This is a genomic window from Nostoc sp. DedQUE08, from assembly GCF_034530895.1.
Classification (GTDB): domain Bacteria; phylum Cyanobacteriota; class Cyanobacteriia; order Cyanobacteriales; family Nostocaceae; genus Nostoc.
The window spans coordinates 35,411-51,919 of record NZ_JAVRCD010000034.1; the positions used below are offsets into that span (position 1 = coordinate 35,411).

Consider the following 16,509-nt stretch of genomic DNA (forward strand, 5'->3'; position numbering starts at 1 on the left):
AGTAAATCGAGATCGTAAAATGCGTGAGTAATTGAAAAGTTACACCTAACTATCTCAAAAACTTACCCAATATTTTTGAGTTTTTTCGTCAAACTCACATCGATCTGACAACGCGATCGCAGTTAGTAACGACTAGAATCTGATGACAAAATGGTAGCGAACACTTTAAGTGCTATTTGTGCCTTGAAATTTCACTGCTCAACGTTTTGTCAGTAATCAGACTTAACAGTTAAAAGAATTAACCATCTTAACTCATAAATCTTATTCTCTGCCCACAGTTTAAATACTGTGGACTAGTGTTAAATTTACTTAAGTGATAATATTACAGAAGTATTTCATAAATTAATTTTGTATTAAGATACTTGTAAGGGTATTCAACAAAGCAGTCAAGCAACTAAGCACCAAAGGTATCCAAAGCATAGGTCGCGCGATGGCTAACTGCCGCAAAGATCGGCAAATCTAGCAGCAAGCAGTTATTAATAACCTCACTCAAGCTCTGAATGGTCAGTAAATTAAGAAGTAGTATACGCCACATGAGCCAGAACCCTCTAGTCAGAAAAACACTCCGAAGTCGCTTTGAAACTGTCAAAGTGATAGGAAGCGGAGAATCTGGTAATACTTACTTAGTAGGGGGTGCTATACGTAACAGACATCGCTCCTCTTTCAACAGAAAAACACTTCGGAATCGCTTTGAGATTGTCAAACAGTTAGGAAGTGGCGGTTCTGGTGATACCTACTTGGCCATTGACTTGGATTTACCAGGACAACCTCATTGTGTAGTCAAACATTTTCATCCAAAAGATTCTAACCCAGCTGTTCTACCCATTGCTAAAAAGCTATTCGATCGGGAAGCAGAAGTTTTATACCAGCTAGGCAACAACCACGAGCAAATTCCGAGACTGTTTGCTCATTTTAATGAAGACGGGGATTTCTATTTAGTTCAGGAATATATTGACGGTCATGCCTTGACTCAAGAAATTGTCCCAGGTCAGCGTCTCAACGAGAATACAGTCGTAAATTTATTAAAAGACATCCTAGAAGTACTGGCTTTCGTCCACCAACACGATATTATTCACCGAGATATTAAGCCTCAAAACTTAATGCGGCGGTACTCCGATCGAAAGATTGTGCTAATTGATTTTGGGAGTATTAAGAAAATTGGTGCTTTGGGAGCAGGCTTAACAATTGCGGTTGGGACTCCTGGCTATATGCCAAGCGAACAGGCTAAGGGAAAGCCAAAACTTTGCAGCGATATTTATGCAGTCGGGATGATTGGCATCCAAGCTTTAACAGGTTTAATGCCTGAGCAATTACCAGAAGATCCCACTACTGGAGAAGTTATCTGGCGCGACAAGGCAGAGGTAAGTGATGCTCTGGCAAATATTTTAGATACAATGGTTCGCGATCGCTACAACCAGCGTTATCAGTCTGCCACAGAAGCTTTACAAGCACTTAATTCTGATGTAGCGTTATCAGAGTCATCACAATCTGCTGACATCAACTACAAAGCTGATGATACTTATTTGCTAACTTATAGAAACTTTATTTTGCTACTGGGCATTGGTCTTGGTGCAACTACGAGTTTGATAGTAATAGTTTTAATCTATACATTTATTAATACGGGGACATCGCTTCCAAACCAACCTACTCCACTAAAGAGTTTTATAGAAAGATTGAGTTCCCGTTATTAACTAATACAAGTAGTCTACTAGCTAAATCAGCAGCTAATAAAAGAATCTGTCAAAGCAATTGCACCATTGCAAAAACTACCAAAGAGTAAATTTAATTTCACTAAATTAGAAAAGTTAATTATCTAGCAGCAATCATCAAACTGGCTATTAACTAGCTATTACAAATTTACTGTAAATTTAAATATTTCAAGATTACTGTAGGATAAATACCTAGATATTCCTGTAAGATAAATACAATGAAACAATATTTAAAAAAATGGACAATACAAATCAAAGAAAAGCTTTAATTAACAGCGAAATCTCCCTCTTTCTTAGAGGTTTGATTATTGGTAAAGTTCTCACACTTATGGTTATTGGCGGATTACTTTGGTGGTTATTGAAGCCAAATATATTGCCCCGCAACAGCGTTAATTCCTCTAATCAAAATTTCAATCGCGTCTCTAAGAATGAATCAACTTTTCAGACAGTTGCTGATGTTCCCCCTGCATCATTCAACTACGGAGGTAGTACCGCTTGGGCATCTATTCGGCAATTGGTAGATTCTCAGATCCAGAGCGATCGCCCGGAACTACGATTACGCTACGTAAACCCTGTTAATGGTAGTCCTGGTTCTAGCTCTGGCATTCGGATGTTGCTTGATGGGAAAATAGACTTTGCTCAGTCTTCCCGTCCCCTCACAGATGAAGAACAAGCTATGGCAAAAGAGCGAGGTTTTACCCTTGAGGAACGCCAAGTGGGTAAAGATGGGATAGCAGTGGTAGTCAACCCATCACTCAATGTGCCTGGTTTAACTGTTGACCAATTGCAGCAAATTTATTTAGGTAAAATTACTAACTGGAATCAAGTCGGCGGGCCAAATCTACCCATTACAGCTTTTTCGCAACGACCAGAAGACGCAGATACAGTAATATTTCCTAACAATAGCGGCTTAAAAGGGCAAGCATTTGGCTCTAATGTGCAATATGTCTACTCTGCTACAGAGGCAGTGCGCCAACTCAGTAAAACTCCTGGTGGTGTGTATTATGCTTCTGCCCGTTCGGTAGTCTTTCAATGTAGCGTGAAAGCTTTGCCATTGGGTCAGAGTTCCGATCGGCTAATTACCCCTTATCAAACGCCGATGGTTTCGCCTGAACAGTGTCCGCGTCAGCGCAACCAACTAAATACTCAGGCGATCGAAAATGGCAGCTATCCGATGATTGCGAATTTGTTTGTGATTATTAAGCAGAATAAAGGACGGGAACAGCAGATTGGAAATGCTTATGCCAATCTTTTATCAACCGATCAGGGACAAAGGGCAATTGAGAAAGCTGGTTTTGTTGGCGTTCGCTAGTAGATTTGCAGGACAATTGAGCAAGCTTTCCAGAGATACCCGACTTGTTTAAGAGGTCGGGTATCTAAAAGTATAGACTGTGTGCGATCGCGGCTAGAACTGGGAACTACCAGCTTGCAGAATCTGTTGAGCAATCAGGTTTAGTTCGGGAAAAATAGGTGATACGATGCGGTCATTGCCTCTAAGTTGAGTAACTCGGTATTCACCGTCAACTAATTGGTAGATAGAGATAGTAGGTTGTCTAGGATTACCGATAAACTTTTTACCACCGATAGCTAAATAATCAACAATCCAATATTCTTTTATCCCTATTTGTTCATATTCACCTAGCTTTTTATAATAATCATCCCGCCAGTTAGTACTAATAACTTCAATCACTAAAGGGATAGAATCGGCAAACTCAACCGTAGAATATTTCTGCCAAAGTAGCTCTAATTTTAAAGCAGGACGGTTGAGTAATAGCAAGTCTGGAGAATAGCAAGACTGACTAATAGCAGATTTCACTAATGCTGTTTTTGGGATGAAATAAGGTAGACCATTGCGAACGTACTCAACTGCAATTTTTTCAACCAAAAACCCGATAATATCTTCATGGTCTCCTACTGATTGTGCCATTTCAACAATCACGCCATCATGTAATTCATACCTTCCACCTTCAGGAAGCCAAGCTGCAAAATCTTCAAAGGTTACTAATTTGGGTATAGCTTGAGTCATAAATTGCCTACCTTAAGTCATTGTTATTAGGTTTTTCATCACAGATCGTTCAAATCGCTACTTCCTTTTAATTATTCTGCATTGCTGCGGCAAGTTTATCTAAATTTTGACGAACAGTAACACTACGAATATGATTTACACCCCACACTCGTTCGCAAATATCCAAAGCTTGCAAATAAAGCGGTTCAGCTTCACAATAACGTCCAGTTTCACGATAAATTTCTGCCAGATTATTGAGACTTTCGGCAACATTGGGATGATTTTCTCCCAATAGGTGCTTATCAAGTTCTAAGGCTTTTATACATAAGGGTTCCGCTTCATTGTAACGTCCCTGCTCTCTGTACATATAACCAAGAGCATAGATCGTATCTGCTAATAGCGGATGCGCTTTTTGTAATACACGCTGCTTGAGTTCTAATGATTCTAAAAATAAAGATTCCGCTTCACTGTAGCGTCCTTGAGCGCGGTATATTAAACCTAAATTGTGCAAATCTGTGGCAACATCAGGATTTTCTTCTCCCAAAAATCGCTTATCTAATTCTATTGCTTGTTGCGACAAAGGTTCGGCTTCACTGTAACGTCCTTGATGATAATAAAGTAGCGCTAAATTATTTAGTATCAGAGCAAAAGAAAGATGATTTTCACCCAGCAAACGTTTTTCGAGTTCTAATGATTGCAAATACAGAGGTTCTGCTTCGTCATAACGTCCTTGTTCATCATATAGTAATGCCAAATTGTTCAGACTAGCGGCAACATCGGCATGGTTTTCTCCTAACAATCCTTTCCTCAGTTCTAAAGCTTGTTGATATAGGAGTTCTGCTTTACTATATTGTCCAGTAGATTTGTAAAGTCCTGCCAAATTATTCAGGCTAGTAGCAAAAGCAGGATGATTTTCTCCTAACAAGCGTTTTCTCAGTTCTAAAGCTTGTTTATATAAGGGTTCGGCTTCACTGTAGTTTCCTGTTGCACGATATATTCCTGCTAAATTGTTGAGGCTATTAGCTAAGTCTATCTGCAAACCTAATTCATTTTGTAGCTCACTCGCTTTCCGCAAATATTTAATTGCTAATTCCTGTTCTTCTTGATAGTTTTGAGATTCACCCCGATCTAATCTGCTGTGGTAAATATCGCCCAATCTTGAGTATAAAGTAGCCAAGGTGGGGTCTTTAGTTCCCCGTTCTTGTTCTACTTTCTCGATTAACCTTTGTAAATCTTGAATGGGTAAGAAAAAGCGATTAGTTTCATTAGTATCTGTGCTAGCTAATTCTGTGTCTCGAAAAACAAAGCGGATATTTTCTAATTCTTTACCAGGAATAGCATTTGTCTTTTGAGATTCAAACCGAAATACACCGTTGCGCCAACTCCAAAAATCAGGAGCTTTTTTAATTAAGTTGACTAAAATTTGATTAGTTACCCAAAGCACGATCGCAAATGGAAATTCGCGCAATCCTTCCCTTGTCCACTGTAAGTAACCAAACAATTTCTCCTGTTCCGATTGCTCATTTCCCAATCTGAGAAAATACAATTGTTCAGCACCCGTCACAGTGATTACCGCCGGGTTCTGCTGACGGAGATATTCTTCTTGTTGTACCAGTTGGTTAATAGCAGCTTTGAGACTAGGTTCTTGACGTGCTAGAGTTACTCGATATACACCGAAGGCGGGTTGTAGTTCAGCTTCATATTGAGCAATAATCCGATCGCGAAAGCTAGCATCATCGCAAACTGCAATCAGTAAATTTAATCCCCGCTTTTGAGCTTCAATAGAAACAATTAAATCATCATACGCATCTTGATTTTCTCCTTCATCAAATAATTCCTCATTTAACATTAATGGCTCCCTGTCTTCTCAAGCTTTCGATAATAATTGGATGAACATCATACCAAGTTTCATCAGTGCGATATTCTAGAACATACAGCCCATGTAACAAATCTAAAAACTCTGCTTGTTTCGGGTCGTTGGGCATAAATTGTTCATAAACGCTCTGCAAAATATCGATATCAGTTTTTCCTAAGCGTATCGAAAAATCATTGCGAATTTTATTGATTGCTTGCAGAAGAATTTTATCATCAATAATAACTTCGGCTGAGGGGTTTCGCCGGATAGTTCGCAAACATATACGACAACATTCTTTAGAAATCCGAATTAATTCTCGCAATACGCCACCACTGTAAATCACAATTTTTTCAGCAGTTTCTACCGCGATTAATTCACTGGGAATCCGCTTTTGTAAAACTTCACCGAGAATCTTTGTTGCTTCCCGACGAGGTTGGGCATTCGGTAAGCGATTTTTACCTTTATCAAATATTTTTAATACAGGCATTGCCACAACTTGATCGTTGGTTTCAGTAGCAATTATTGTGCTAATAAATGTTTCTCGAAGGACTGCGATCGGGATAGTGTAGATAATTTGAAAGTTAGGTTGACAAAGAGCTTTAATGTTATCTCGATAAATTTCGTTAACTCTGCCTAAATCCAGTTTATCTAAATCATCAATAATTACTAAAACGTTTTGTTTAGTTGCAGCTTGAATTAAAGCAGCTATTTCGTTAATTCTCGCAACTAAATCTGATAACTTGCGTTCAAATTCTTGCTTAATTTCATCCCGAACGCTTGCATCAGCTTTTAATTTAGAGCTAATCAATTTTAAGAGGTCAAAACCTATACTAGCTTCTGCTTGCAAATTTAATTCTTCAGTGCGAGTGCGGGTAGCAAACCACTTATAAAGAGCTTCTTTAGTCGATTGTGGAATATCAACTCGGCGGGCTTCTGCCTCTGTCATTAAATTAACTGCGATCGCAAACAGTATATTAATATGATTAACTGCCGACATTTCAATTTTATCGGCAATAGAAAACAGAACTACAAAATATTTATCTTGAATTTGTCGGCTAAACTCAGCTAACAAAGTAGACTTACCACATCCTCGATGTCCTGTAAAGACTATTTTGCCATCTCCATTAGGACTATCTTCTACTAATTGGTTCAGGTCTGCAATCAAATCATCACCATATTCGACTCGAAATCTTTCCATTTCGTTCCGTTCCATTAACGGAAACAGTTCGAGATTACTGTATGCTTCTTGAAAGGAGTTTAATAAGTCTTGAGACATTGGATAGTGCTGTTAACGTGCTAACTATTCATATAATGGCTCATGATTTTTGAAGCACAAGTTTAGGTCATGTCTAGGATAGAGTATGCCTATATAACTTCTCAAATCCCGTTAATAAATAACTACTAAGTGAGTGATATGTTATGTCTGAAAAAGAGATGCCATAATTCCCAAATTTCAACCTATCAATGAGTAACAGAGGTTAATAATCAATAAGACTGAATGATAGATTATACATTCGATAATTCAGACTGAATGATAGATTATACAAATAACATCCTAAAAGTTACTTAACATATAAATAAAATAAAATTTTCAGTTATAAAAATAAATTTTTAGTGTGCTTAATCTCATCCCCCTCTAGCCGAAATGACTACGGTGTAGACACAAGTCTGAAATAGCTGATTACCCCACCCTAACCCTCCCCTTATAAAGGGGAGGGAACTAGATTTCTTTTCTTGTTTCCCCCCTTTACAAGGGGGGATTAAGGGGGGTAATTCGACTTGTGTATACAGCGTAGCCCCAAAAGATGGAGAGGCTTTGATTCTTGCTCCCCTTCCCTGCAAACTGGGGGTTAAGTTTAAAAGAAAGTTGCACGCGGCGCTAAAAAGCATTATTTTAATTCCGCCTTGCGGTAATAGTCGCAACCCCACGGATAAATCTGTGGAGTTGTTCTGTTGAACTAATTAAGCGTTATGGAATTATTTAAACAATCTTTCATCAAACCAGCTTTTGCGACTTCAAAACTAGCTTTTGCGACATCAAAACTAGCTTTTGCGACATCAAAACCTGCTTTTGCGACTTCAAAACTAGCTTTTGTGACATCAAAACCTGCTTTTGTGACTTTAAAACCTGCTTTTGTGACTTCAAAACCTGCTTGTGCGACTTCAAAACCTGCTTTTCTCAACGAATTTCAGCAAATATACCCGCATCTATCTAGTTAGCTAATGCCATCCATGCTTTTATAATTCTGTAACTTCACTGTGGCTAGTGCATCCGCTTGTTGCGTATTTTGATGATATATAAATAACTCAGTGTATAACATCCGGGTTATTTATAAATTAATCGAAACAGGAAAACTATATGACGCAACGCAAACGAAACTCCATGTCGCTGACCAAAGCTGAACGACGGATTGAAGGAATGCAGACAATTAACCCTGAGTTAGACTTTAGTAATGGGTTTTCAATTGCTACTTACAACACTAAAGTAGTTGAGTTAAGAGAGAAGCTAGCCGCTTATAATCAAGCACAAGCAGTAGTAAATAAGACACACAACGCATTGATAGAAGCAGAACGAGAGTTGAATACTTATTCTGAGCAAATGCTGTTAAACGTTGCATCTCACTATGGCAAAAATAGTGATGAATATGAGATGGCTGGTGGAACGCGCAGGTCAGACCGCAAGAAACCACGCCCAGTAGTAAACCAAATAGTGACATCTGTGAAGTAATTGTTTGGACTCGCCGCTTCTTTAGATAAGGGTGCGTTGACCTTTGTGACAACGCACTATTAAATAATTCGTAATTCGTAATTCGTAATGGGCTACGCCCCGCTACGCTAACGTAATTCGTAATTAAGTTTTATGACGGGGATTTAGATTCGATATTTGATGGCGAGATTGAAAAACACTGCCTTATCAATTTACAACATAGATGGTTTGATATTTTCCCCTTACCTGCTATTCTGATTCCAAGCTATGGGGTTATGAGGTATACAAATCTTGCCAACTGCTGAACAAGGCATCAGGTGTGTCATACTATGTCAATCTTTGACCAATACATTCACTCCTATTTACATTATCCGCCTCAATGAACAAACAGGTAATGTGTTTATTTTGGCAGGATATAACATAGAGATAGAAATCTATCGCAATGGTCTTTAGAGGTTCTTGTGATTGAGCCAGACTTTAGCAGCATGAGCAAAACCGAGTTAAGAGCCTTCGTCATTGCTCACCCCGACAACAAAGCAGCGTTTCGTGCTTTTGTTGACCGCTTTACATCTGAAGCGTCTCCAGAGACTTTTGACATCCCAAAATCGAATGCTGAGATTGAAGAAGTTGAAATTTTGATTAAACAAAAATTAGAACAATTAAAAATGAGCTAGATTTTAGAAGTTTCTTTTAAATGTCGCAGAATTAATTGAGTCGAACAACTGTTCGGTTTTGCAACCTACCAAGCTATCCGACTCGATTTTATATTCGGAGGTTGTCGCCTTCCTCGCTGGTTCAGGTCTGGACTCCCTGGTGTATGCTCGATAAATTCCCATTTCTCAACTATGACTTTGGGGAGTACTCACGCCACAGCCACCGCCACCACGCGAAAACCAACATTGTTGTTACGATTCGCGCGCGCTGATGTTGCGATCGGCAGAACGGCAAACCCTGGCATAGGAGATCCAACTACCGCTACGCAGCAGCTAAAATCGACCTGCCCCATGCTTAAACTCTCAAACTAAGTGAGAAATTTGATTAAATGTAGTGTATGATGGTTTTGATATCAAGACACCAGTTTTTGAAAAAAATTTTTTGATCCGCCTGTGGCGGAGACTGAATAAGAAGTGCAGAGGGCAAAAGGGGAAGAGTATAAAGTGCAAATAATCCTCACGCCACAGCCACCAACACCACCCGAAAACCAACATCGTTGTTAAGATCCGCGCGCGCGTGCCCACAGCGATCGGCAGAACGGCAACCCCCAGCGCGATTGAGCCAACTACCGCCACGCAGCGGCATAATGTTATTATCTTTACCAGTCAGCCATGCAGTACCATCTTTTGGCGCATCCTGGTAATTGTCGTTATATACATCTTGACACCACTCAAGTATATTACCATGCATATCGTATAAACCGAAAGAGTTTGGTGGAAATATTCCTACATTTGTTGTTTCATTACGAAATTTACCTTTTGGAGCAGAACCGTAGGGATAGTCACCGTTGTAGTTAACTAAATCTGTGGTAATCGTTTCACCAAAATAAAATGGGGTCTTGGTTCCAGCACGACAAGCATATTCCCATTCGGCTTCACTGGGTAGTCGATAAGTTTTTCCTGTTTTCTGGCTCAATTTTTTACAAAATTTTACTGCATCATCCCAACTCACGGTTTCTACAGGTCGTTTCTCACCTTTGAAGTTGGAAGGATTACTACCGATAATTGCTTGATACTGTGCCTGGGTAATTTCATATTTACCCATGAAGAACCCAGGTACTTTTACCTGATGCTGTGGACTTTCATCTTCATCTCTCTGTGCTTCTCCTCCAGGTGAACCCATCATAAAAGTTCCCCCTGGTATCCACAGCATATCCAAAGTGGTATTATTCCCTAAGTCTTCAATAAAGTCTTTTGGTTTCTGTTTTATTTCTGGTGTAGATGCTGGTGTATAAGGTGTTCCTGCTGAATAATCAGTTTCTCCTGAATCAGACCACAAAAGGCGCGGTAATACAATTGTCAAACCCAACCCAGCAACTGCAAACCCAGTAGTTTGAATTACACGTCGTCGTGACCAGTTAGGTAATATTAGTTTTTTTGATGTCGTTGTAGATGTTACAAATTGTCCCGCACCAGAAGTTTGAGTATTAGTAACAGGGGATGATGAGGTTGGCTTAGAAGATGGAATTTGAGAAGGTTTACTTATAGGTGTATTTGTGACTGACTTAGATGCTTGTGGAATTGTTTGCTGAGGTAAATCAGGAATTGCAGAACTATTTCGCAACCGTTCAATTCTTTGTAAACTTTTCACCGCCTCCATATCTTGCCCTGAAGCCGCAGCTAATACCCGAATCCATAATTGCTCTGCTAAATCTAAATTCCTGTTTACTTCTGCTTGATAAGCATCATTTTTCAACGTGGCGATATCATTTAGAGTTGCATATCTTGGCACAAGTATTAGGTGGGATTTATTCACAGGTTCAGCAATCACATAAGGCGTTTGCCTTGTATTCTTATGCTGGCTAACCAGTTCAGGCACACGAAACCTGAGATACTGATCCAATCGTTCGACAGTAGCGCATTTACCTTGAATTCCTAACCCTTCTAGTAATGCCTTGGTAAAAGCACCTTGTTGTAAAGCATTAATTTCATAAGAATATTCCTGGGGAATACAAGAAAAAATGCTGATAACTCCTTGTTGACGTGCTTCATCTGCGGTTTGTCGCCCAATTCCTTCACCTGTTTTTTTGCCTTCATTGCGACAAGCATCCAGAATCAAGACAACGTTATCAGCACCGCAGCGACGCAGACGTTCAGTGACAAAGTTAATCGCAATTGCTGTGTTTTCAATATCCTCTGGATCGCCATCACAGGGCATGAGATAATCACGGTCAGCGTATCTTATCCCATGACCACTGAAGAAAAACCAGAAATTATCCCCTGCTCCCATAAAGGGTTTCTCAAATAACTGTCGTAAGACTCGCAGTAAGTTAGTGCGAGTTGGACGAGTCGATTTTCCAGCAAGTTCAGGGGAGTCATCAGAGAAGAAGAATATCCGCTCAAATCCGGCTTCATTGCCCAGAAACTCTTGCATTAACTGTGCATCCCGCTTGGCATAGTTTAGCGGTTGCAGATAATCATACTGGTTAATTCCGATCGCGATCGCCCAATTTTTTGCCATCTCATTATGGTTCTTGGCGCTTGAACTTCAGCTTAATTGCTCCTTTAGTCCCAGCTTTTGCACCATTGCCAATTAATTTAACTTCTCCATCTGCACTAATTTCTACCGACAATTCAATTTCATCTAGCTGCATCTTGGAGTTGACTTTTGCTTGCTGTTGGGCTTGACTAAACAAATTACCCACAACTTTGAGAAAGTGAGTCATATTTTGCTCTAATGTTTGAGCGCTAACCTTAACCGCATCTCCTACGCCTTTGCTACCAATACTTTCCCTGATAGTTTCGTCTCCCCAACCGCGTGTATTACCACTCCCGCCTTTAGCACCATCAGGAATTGCTATTTGCGGCGTTTCATCGGTAACAATCCAAATGCCGTCGTCTTGAGGTGTTTCTGACATATTACTTTAAATATTTAGATGAAATTTTCCCATAAATACAGATACAACGGTAGAGATAGCGATTCCGATTATTAAGAAATTTCAGTTACCCTGAAATTTCACTGAATATCTTGGATATTGTACCAAATACCATAGAGATGCCGAAATGTTTTACAGTCAGCTTCTTTTTGCCTCATTGAGATACTTCAAAACCAGCTTTACCCATTAGCAGTTAATAATTTAAAAGAATGCATCAATCAGAAAGAAGAAGACGGTTCTCAATTTATACGTAGAATATATTGCTACGAAGTTATTTGGAAGTGCGCCCAAAGTATGCTCTACCTAGCTTTTTATCAAGCTTGGCATCAACAAGAGAAAGTCAAAGATGGAGAGTAGGAAAAAAAATACTTCCTCCAGCCAAAACATAAGCGAAATGTAGAAGCAGCAATCCCTTGCAAAGACGCGATTCATCCCATCTCGTAAGCGTCTCGTAAATCTATCACGTCCGATCTTTCCGCAATCCAGGGAATGCGTCGCCCCTAGTAAAACAGATATCGTAAACAGAATGAAAATGCGTAGGCGTAGCCCGCCGCAGGCATCGCCTTTACGGTTTATATACCTCACTGCGATGAGCGATCGCTACAACAAGCACTTGCACAACTTCATCGTCTATAGAATAAATGACTCTGTAATCCCCGATTCGGTAGCGATAGTAGCCTGTATAATCTCCCTTCAGGGCTTTAATGTTGGGGTGCGATCGAGGAGTTTGTTCTAGCTGCTGCAAACATCGGGCAATTTTCTTAGCAAGGGCTTTGTCAGCATTGACATAAACTTCCTGGACATCGGGATGAAGAATAACTTCATACATCAGAGCGAAGAGTTCTCCAGGGGGCGTATTGGGCTTTAGGCGTTACTTGATTTTGCTTAACTCGCTCTAACAATCCAGGAATTGCCAAAAGTTCTTGGGTTGCAGCTTCGCTTTCAGCATTTGCCAAATAAGCAGCAAAATCAGTCAGCACTTGTAATCGTTCTGGAGATAGTTGCTGGAGTAAGTCATTAAGCTGTTGCTGTAACTCTGCAACAGAAATTAAATCTGCTGATGATCCATCATCCATCGGAGAATTATGGGTAGTATTCATTGCCTACTTCAGAATTTTCAGGTTTAGTTTTTATTATGCCGCAATCATGGAGATGATAGAAGCAACTAGCTTTTATGCTTCACTTTTAACCTCAGTCCCCTGCTATAATTGAAAACTATTTATTGTTGCATTTTCTATTGACGGGTATAACGATGTTTCACCCCAATGGGGAAATATTCAAAATCACCCATTGGCGCTAATGTAACCTGTGGTGTTTGATATTCTGCCGGAACATAATTAGCAAACTCGCTATTTAGACGTAACAATTGTGAAAGAATCGAAGAAGCGATCGCAAGTCTTTGAGCTTCACTACCCTCTACCCCGACTGCTAATTCCACAACTACAGACAAAAATCGGTTTTTATCTGCATCTTCTTTCACCTGCAACACGAATTTACCCGTCACCCATTCTTGAATTCCTGGTTGCTCTAATCCCACCGTTACATTTTCGGGATAGATATTTGCACCAAAGTAAGAAACTGTAAAGTTGGAACGTCCAAAGACATAAACAAAAGGTAGCTGATGAATACCTCTTGGTGATTGTTGACTGTCAGAACGCAAATTTTCAAGTGGATTAAATCCCCATTCTGCTAAAAATTGCAGCATTGCATCATAACTAATTATCCCGCCAGTATCCAATATGTCATAACGCACTAAGGGAATACCGTTATCTCCCGAAAACAGCAATCCACCATCGTGAGCTTCAAAAAAGCGAGTGAAAGGATCGTATTGTACTAGTGTGGGTAAACGCGATTCTCCAAATAAAGCTCTGGCTGCATCGGGATTTTCTGCTAAAAAACGGCGAATACAGATACTTAACGGTGTTTCATTACCCAAAACTCCCGCATCCGCAGTACCGTAAAGTGATGCAAAATCATAACAAGGATTTCGCGAACCAACTCTTTGAGCAACCAAACTCCGCCATTCTTCACTAAATACTTCTCCCGCCATCACTAATTTAATCTGATATTGCTGCCACTCCATACCACGAGCGATACCAGTATCAATCACATCTTTTAAAAATGGCGGGTATCCCAATAACACGACTTGCTCAAAACCTGAACCAAGTTCTTGGACAACTCGCAAGATTTCTTCTTTATTATTACCAGGAGTAATTACAGTGATGGGATAACCTTTGCTAGCAAGATAACGACAGCAATTAGTAGTAAACATCCCACCTACCCAAGTGCCTAAAGTGAAACAAATCACTGCTAGGGTACGTCTGGTATCTGCATAGAAACTATCGTGAAAAATCTGTTCAAAACGTGTGGCGATTTGGAGTTCATCTGTGAAAAAACGAGGCCAAAATGTCGGTTTACCAGTAGAACCTGATGAAGCAGCTATCATGTCGCACTCTTGGAGTTGTCCGTTGCGGCACAAGTCAGCTAGAGGATAACGCAGTATATAATTTTGTTTAGCGATCGCTGGTAGTTTTTGAAACTCCTCTAAGGTTTGAATAGTCGCGGGATTAATTTCCCTTTCTGCTAAAAACGCCTTGTAGGCTGGTACATTCGCCGCCACATCGTGAAATAAACTCAAAGCTGCCGAAGTTTGAGTGTTGAGATGCCTTTGCAGTAGAGTTTCTAGGGGGGTAGACAAAAAATCTTCAAATGCTTTAATTACTTGCTGATGTCTTGATTTGCCGTTCATGACACTTGCTTATTTATCCTGAAGTAGAACCAACACCGTTTAAAATAATTCGTAATTCGTAATACTCGCCTTCATGCGAGAAGCAAGCTACGTAATTCGTAGAATATCCGAAAATGAGGGTATGTGCGTTGTAGTCATTAAATAAAACCTTAATTTATCCTTCAGCACCATGCAGCTCTATTGCAGTAAACAACACACAAATAATGGTAGTAACCGCTTTTGTACCCATTGTGGCGAACCATTACCTCTTGCTGTGGGACAGGTTGTGGATAATCGCTATCAAATTATCCGTCATTTAGGACAGGGCGGCTTTGGACGCACCTATTTGGCGGAAGATATCAATAAATCTCATCAAACCTGTGTGCTGAAGGAATTTGCACCCCAAGTACAAGAAAATCAAGATTTACAAAAAGCTAAAGAGTTATTTGAGAGAGAAGCGAATGTCTTAAAAAAACTCCAGCATCCACAGATTCCGCGTTTTCACGCCTCGCTACAAGTGAAAATAGGCACTAAAGATTTTTTCTTTTTAGTGCAAGATTATGTGGATGGTGATAACTACTACCAGTTATTAGAACAGCGTGAAAGTCAAGGAAAAACCTTTAGTGAAGAGGAAGTAATCATCCTCCTGCAACAAATTTTACCTGTATTATCATACATCCACTCACGAGATGTAATTCACCGTGATATCTCTCCCGATAATCTCATCTGGCGGCGTTCTGATAATCTACCAGTGCTAATTGATTTTGGTGGCGTCAAGCAATTGCCAGCTTCTCAAGGTTTTTGGCGCACCAAGTTGGCTGAAAATAATACTCTGCTGGGTAAAAAAGGTTACGCTCCAGAAGAACAGCTACGGCAGGGAAAGGCATTTTTTAGTAGCGATCTATACTCTTTAGCAGTAACATCACTGGTGTTACTCACAGGTAAAGAACCGCAGAAACTATACGACAGCTATCAGGGAATTTGGGGATGGGGAAAGGAAATCCAAGTTAGTCCCAAATTAGAGGCGGTGTTAAAAAAGATGTTGGCTTATCGACCGAGCGATCGCTACCAACGAGCCGAGCAAATCCTCAGAGATTTACCATCGCCAACTGCAACTAAATCTTCAGGTAATTATATTACCACCAAGATCAAGACGATGGTAGTTGCTCCGGGAAGACAACGCGCCAGTGCTGTTATGAGCAGATTTCAGAGGCAAACACAAGCAATTGTTAAACCAGCATCTTTCCCTGTTTGGATTCGCCCTTTTGTGATGAGTTTAGGAGGAACGGCTTTAGTTGTTTTAACTGGCGCAGGTGCTTGGGCGGTAGTAAATGCAGTGATTAAGAGTGTAACTTCAATTACTATCCCATCAATTTCATTACCGCAAATCCCCCAGTTTCCCAATCCCAGCGGTAAACCAGCAGGCGACAAAGGAAAAAATAGCGATCTCCAGAAACTTATCAATCGTCGTCAAGAGCTAGAAATTACTGAAGGATTTTTTATTCGCACAGTAGATGATTTATTTTATACAAAAAAACCAGAATTAAAGGGACGTAGCCTGACATCTAAACCTGAAGATGCTGGTTTACGAGATGAATGGTCTGATATTGCCGATAATTTATTAGATAAACTAGAACAGGCTGACCTCAGTACAGCAGCTCGTCGGAAATTAGGTAACTATAGTCAAAAAGATTACGATACATTGAGACAACAAGCGCGATCGGGGCAGTTTGGCAACTATACAATCGATCAGTTGACTAAAGACACAAATGAAAAATTCGATCGCTTGTTTCCCGATCAGCAGCGTAAGAAACTCAATCAACAGACTTTTGGTCAAATTTGGTATGCGATCGCAGCCGATCGAGTCAGTAAAGTACAATCTGGCAAATAAAGCAACTGGGGATTGGGAACTGGGG

16 protein-coding genes are annotated in these 16,509 nt (G+C 40.1%); 7 read left to right on the forward strand and 9 right to left on the reverse strand.

Features of this window, described 5'->3' with window-relative positions:
- Positions 1-533 precede the first annotated feature (533 nt).
- Both RMY64_RS21745 and RMY64_RS21750 read left to right on the forward strand, forming a co-directional pair.
- Positions 534-1,691: a serine/threonine-protein kinase gene (locus RMY64_RS21745; RefSeq protein WP_322701072.1), complete on the forward strand. Its 1,158-nt coding sequence runs from the start codon at positions 534-536 to the stop codon at positions 1,689-1,691.
- Positions 1,692-1,947: 256 nt separating this feature from the next.
- On the forward strand, positions 1,948-3,021 hold the full coding sequence (locus RMY64_RS21750; RefSeq protein ID WP_322701073.1) for a PstS family phosphate ABC transporter substrate-binding protein: 1,074 nt from the start codon (positions 1,948-1,950) through the stop codon (positions 3,019-3,021).
- A 93-nt stretch (positions 3,022-3,114) separates the two neighbouring features.
- Here the strand turns inward: RMY64_RS21750 and RMY64_RS21755 are convergent, their stop codons facing one another.
- From RMY64_RS21755 to RMY64_RS21770, 4 genes are all read right to left on the reverse strand, one after another.
- On the reverse strand, positions 3,115-3,735 hold the full coding sequence (locus RMY64_RS21755; protein WP_322701074.1) for a Uma2 family endonuclease: 621 nt from the start codon (positions 3,733-3,735) through the stop codon (positions 3,115-3,117).
- A 67-nt stretch (positions 3,736-3,802) separates the two neighbouring features.
- A complete protein-coding gene (locus RMY64_RS21760; RefSeq protein ID WP_322701075.1) occupies positions 3,803-5,563 on the reverse strand; it encodes a tetratricopeptide repeat protein in 1,761 nt (586 codons plus the stop codon).
- Positions 5,553-6,845, reverse strand: a complete 1,293-nt coding sequence (locus RMY64_RS21765) for an ATP-binding protein (protein ID WP_322670234.1) — start codon at positions 6,843-6,845, stop codon at positions 5,553-5,555. The genes RMY64_RS21760 and RMY64_RS21765 overlap by 11 nt, the downstream gene beginning before the upstream one ends.
- A gap of 682 nt (positions 6,846-7,527) precedes the next feature.
- Entirely contained in the window at positions 7,528-7,752 is a 225-nt protein-coding gene (locus tag RMY64_RS21770; RefSeq protein WP_322670233.1) for a hypothetical protein, read from the reverse strand.
- Positions 7,753-7,928: 176 nt separating this feature from the next.
- On the opposite strand from RMY64_RS21770, the gene RMY64_RS21775 reads away from it, so the two are divergent.
- From RMY64_RS21775 to RMY64_RS21780, 3 genes are all read left to right on the forward strand, one after another.
- The gene (locus RMY64_RS21775) at positions 7,929-8,297 is read left to right on the forward strand and encodes a hypothetical protein (protein WP_322701076.1); all 369 of its coding nucleotides are present in this window, start codon (positions 7,929-7,931) and stop codon (positions 8,295-8,297) included.
- A 270-nt stretch (positions 8,298-8,567) separates the two neighbouring features.
- Positions 8,568-8,729 carry a DUF6888 family protein gene (locus RMY64_RS36875; RefSeq protein ID WP_322670231.1) on the forward strand — a complete coding sequence of 54 codons (162 nt, stop codon included), beginning with the start codon at positions 8,568-8,570 and terminating at the stop codon, positions 8,727-8,729.
- Positions 8,730-8,737: 8 nt separating this feature from the next.
- On the forward strand, positions 8,738-8,950 hold the full coding sequence (locus RMY64_RS21780; protein WP_322670230.1) for a DUF6887 family protein: 213 nt from the start codon (positions 8,738-8,740) through the stop codon (positions 8,948-8,950).
- A gap of 496 nt (positions 8,951-9,446) precedes the next feature.
- On the opposite strand, the gene RMY64_RS21785 is transcribed toward RMY64_RS21780, so the two are convergent.
- Positions 9,447-11,450: an SUMF1/EgtB/PvdO family nonheme iron enzyme gene (locus tag RMY64_RS21785; protein ID WP_322670229.1), complete on the reverse strand. Its 2,004-nt coding sequence runs from the start codon at positions 11,448-11,450 to the stop codon at positions 9,447-9,449.
- A gap of 4 nt (positions 11,451-11,454) precedes the next feature.
- Positions 11,455-11,847, reverse strand: a complete 393-nt coding sequence (locus tag RMY64_RS21790; RefSeq protein ID WP_322670228.1) for a hypothetical protein — start codon at positions 11,845-11,847, stop codon at positions 11,455-11,457.
- 273 nt (positions 11,848-12,120) lie between these two features.
- On the opposite strand from RMY64_RS21790, the gene RMY64_RS36880 reads away from it, so the two are divergent.
- Positions 12,121-12,222: a hypothetical protein gene (locus RMY64_RS36880; protein ID WP_416211971.1), complete on the forward strand. Its 102-nt coding sequence runs from the start codon at positions 12,121-12,123 to the stop codon at positions 12,220-12,222.
- A gap of 208 nt (positions 12,223-12,430) precedes the next feature.
- On the opposite strand, the gene RMY64_RS21795 is transcribed toward RMY64_RS36880, so the two are convergent.
- The 3 genes from RMY64_RS21795 to RMY64_RS21805 all read right to left on the reverse strand — a co-directional run bounded on the left by RMY64_RS21795 (position 12,431) and on the right by RMY64_RS21805 (position 14,614).
- Positions 12,431-12,694, reverse strand: coding sequence for a type II toxin-antitoxin system RelE/ParE family toxin (locus RMY64_RS21795; RefSeq protein ID WP_322701077.1), 264 nt, complete (start codon positions 12,692-12,694; stop codon positions 12,431-12,433).
- Complete coding sequence (locus tag RMY64_RS21800) at positions 12,687-12,965, reverse strand: hypothetical protein (RefSeq protein WP_322688448.1); 279 nt, start codon at positions 12,963-12,965, stop codon at positions 12,687-12,689. The genes RMY64_RS21795 and RMY64_RS21800 overlap by 8 nt, the downstream gene beginning before the upstream one ends.
- A gap of 134 nt (positions 12,966-13,099) precedes the next feature.
- Positions 13,100-14,614: a phenylacetate--CoA ligase family protein gene (locus RMY64_RS21805; RefSeq protein ID WP_322701078.1), complete on the reverse strand. Its 1,515-nt coding sequence runs from the start codon at positions 14,612-14,614 to the stop codon at positions 13,100-13,102.
- A gap of 169 nt (positions 14,615-14,783) precedes the next feature.
- Here RMY64_RS21805 and RMY64_RS21810 point away from each other — a divergent pair, with 169 nt between their 5' ends.
- On the forward strand, positions 14,784-16,484 hold the full coding sequence (locus tag RMY64_RS21810) for a serine/threonine-protein kinase (RefSeq protein ID WP_322701079.1): 1,701 nt from the start codon (positions 14,784-14,786) through the stop codon (positions 16,482-16,484).
- The last annotated feature ends 25 nt before the right edge of the window (positions 16,485-16,509 follow it).

What these genes read in the sequence shown, in the direction of transcription:
- RMY64_RS21750 (WP_322701073.1), top strand. Translation starts at nt 1,948, where the DNA reads ATGGACAATACAAATCAAAGAAAAGCTTTAATTAACAGCGAAATCTCC.
- RMY64_RS21755 (WP_322701074.1), bottom strand. Translation starts at nt 3,735, where the DNA reads ATGACTCAAGCTATACCCAAATTAGTAACCTTTGAAGATTTTGCAGCT.
- RMY64_RS21745 (WP_322701072.1), top strand. Translation starts at nt 534, where the DNA reads ATGAGCCAGAACCCTCTAGTCAGAAAAACACTCCGAAGTCGCTTTGAA.
- RMY64_RS21800 (WP_322688448.1), bottom strand. Translation starts at nt 12,965, where the DNA reads ATGAATACTACCCATAATTCTCCGATGGATGATGGATCATCAGCAGAT.
- RMY64_RS21790 (WP_322670228.1), bottom strand. Translation starts at nt 11,847, where the DNA reads ATGTCAGAAACACCTCAAGACGACGGCATTTGGATTGTTACCGATGAA.
- RMY64_RS21760 (WP_322701075.1), bottom strand. Translation starts at nt 5,563, where the DNA reads ATGTTAAATGAGGAATTATTTGATGAAGGAGAAAATCAAGATGCGTAT.
- RMY64_RS21765 (WP_322670234.1), bottom strand. Translation starts at nt 6,845, where the DNA reads ATGTCTCAAGACTTATTAAACTCCTTTCAAGAAGCATACAGTAATCTC.
- RMY64_RS21795 (WP_322701077.1), bottom strand. Translation starts at nt 12,694, where the DNA reads ATGTATGAAGTTATTCTTCATCCCGATGTCCAGGAAGTTTATGTCAAT.
- RMY64_RS21805 (WP_322701078.1), bottom strand. Translation starts at nt 14,614, where the DNA reads ATGAACGGCAAATCAAGACATCAGCAAGTAATTAAAGCATTTGAAGAT.
- RMY64_RS21785 (WP_322670229.1), bottom strand. Translation starts at nt 11,450, where the DNA reads ATGGCAAAAAATTGGGCGATCGCGATCGGAATTAACCAGTATGATTAT.
- RMY64_RS21810 (WP_322701079.1), top strand. Translation starts at nt 14,784, where the DNA reads ATGCAGCTCTATTGCAGTAAACAACACACAAATAATGGTAGTAACCGC.
- RMY64_RS21775 (WP_322701076.1), top strand. Translation starts at nt 7,929, where the DNA reads ATGACGCAACGCAAACGAAACTCCATGTCGCTGACCAAAGCTGAACGA.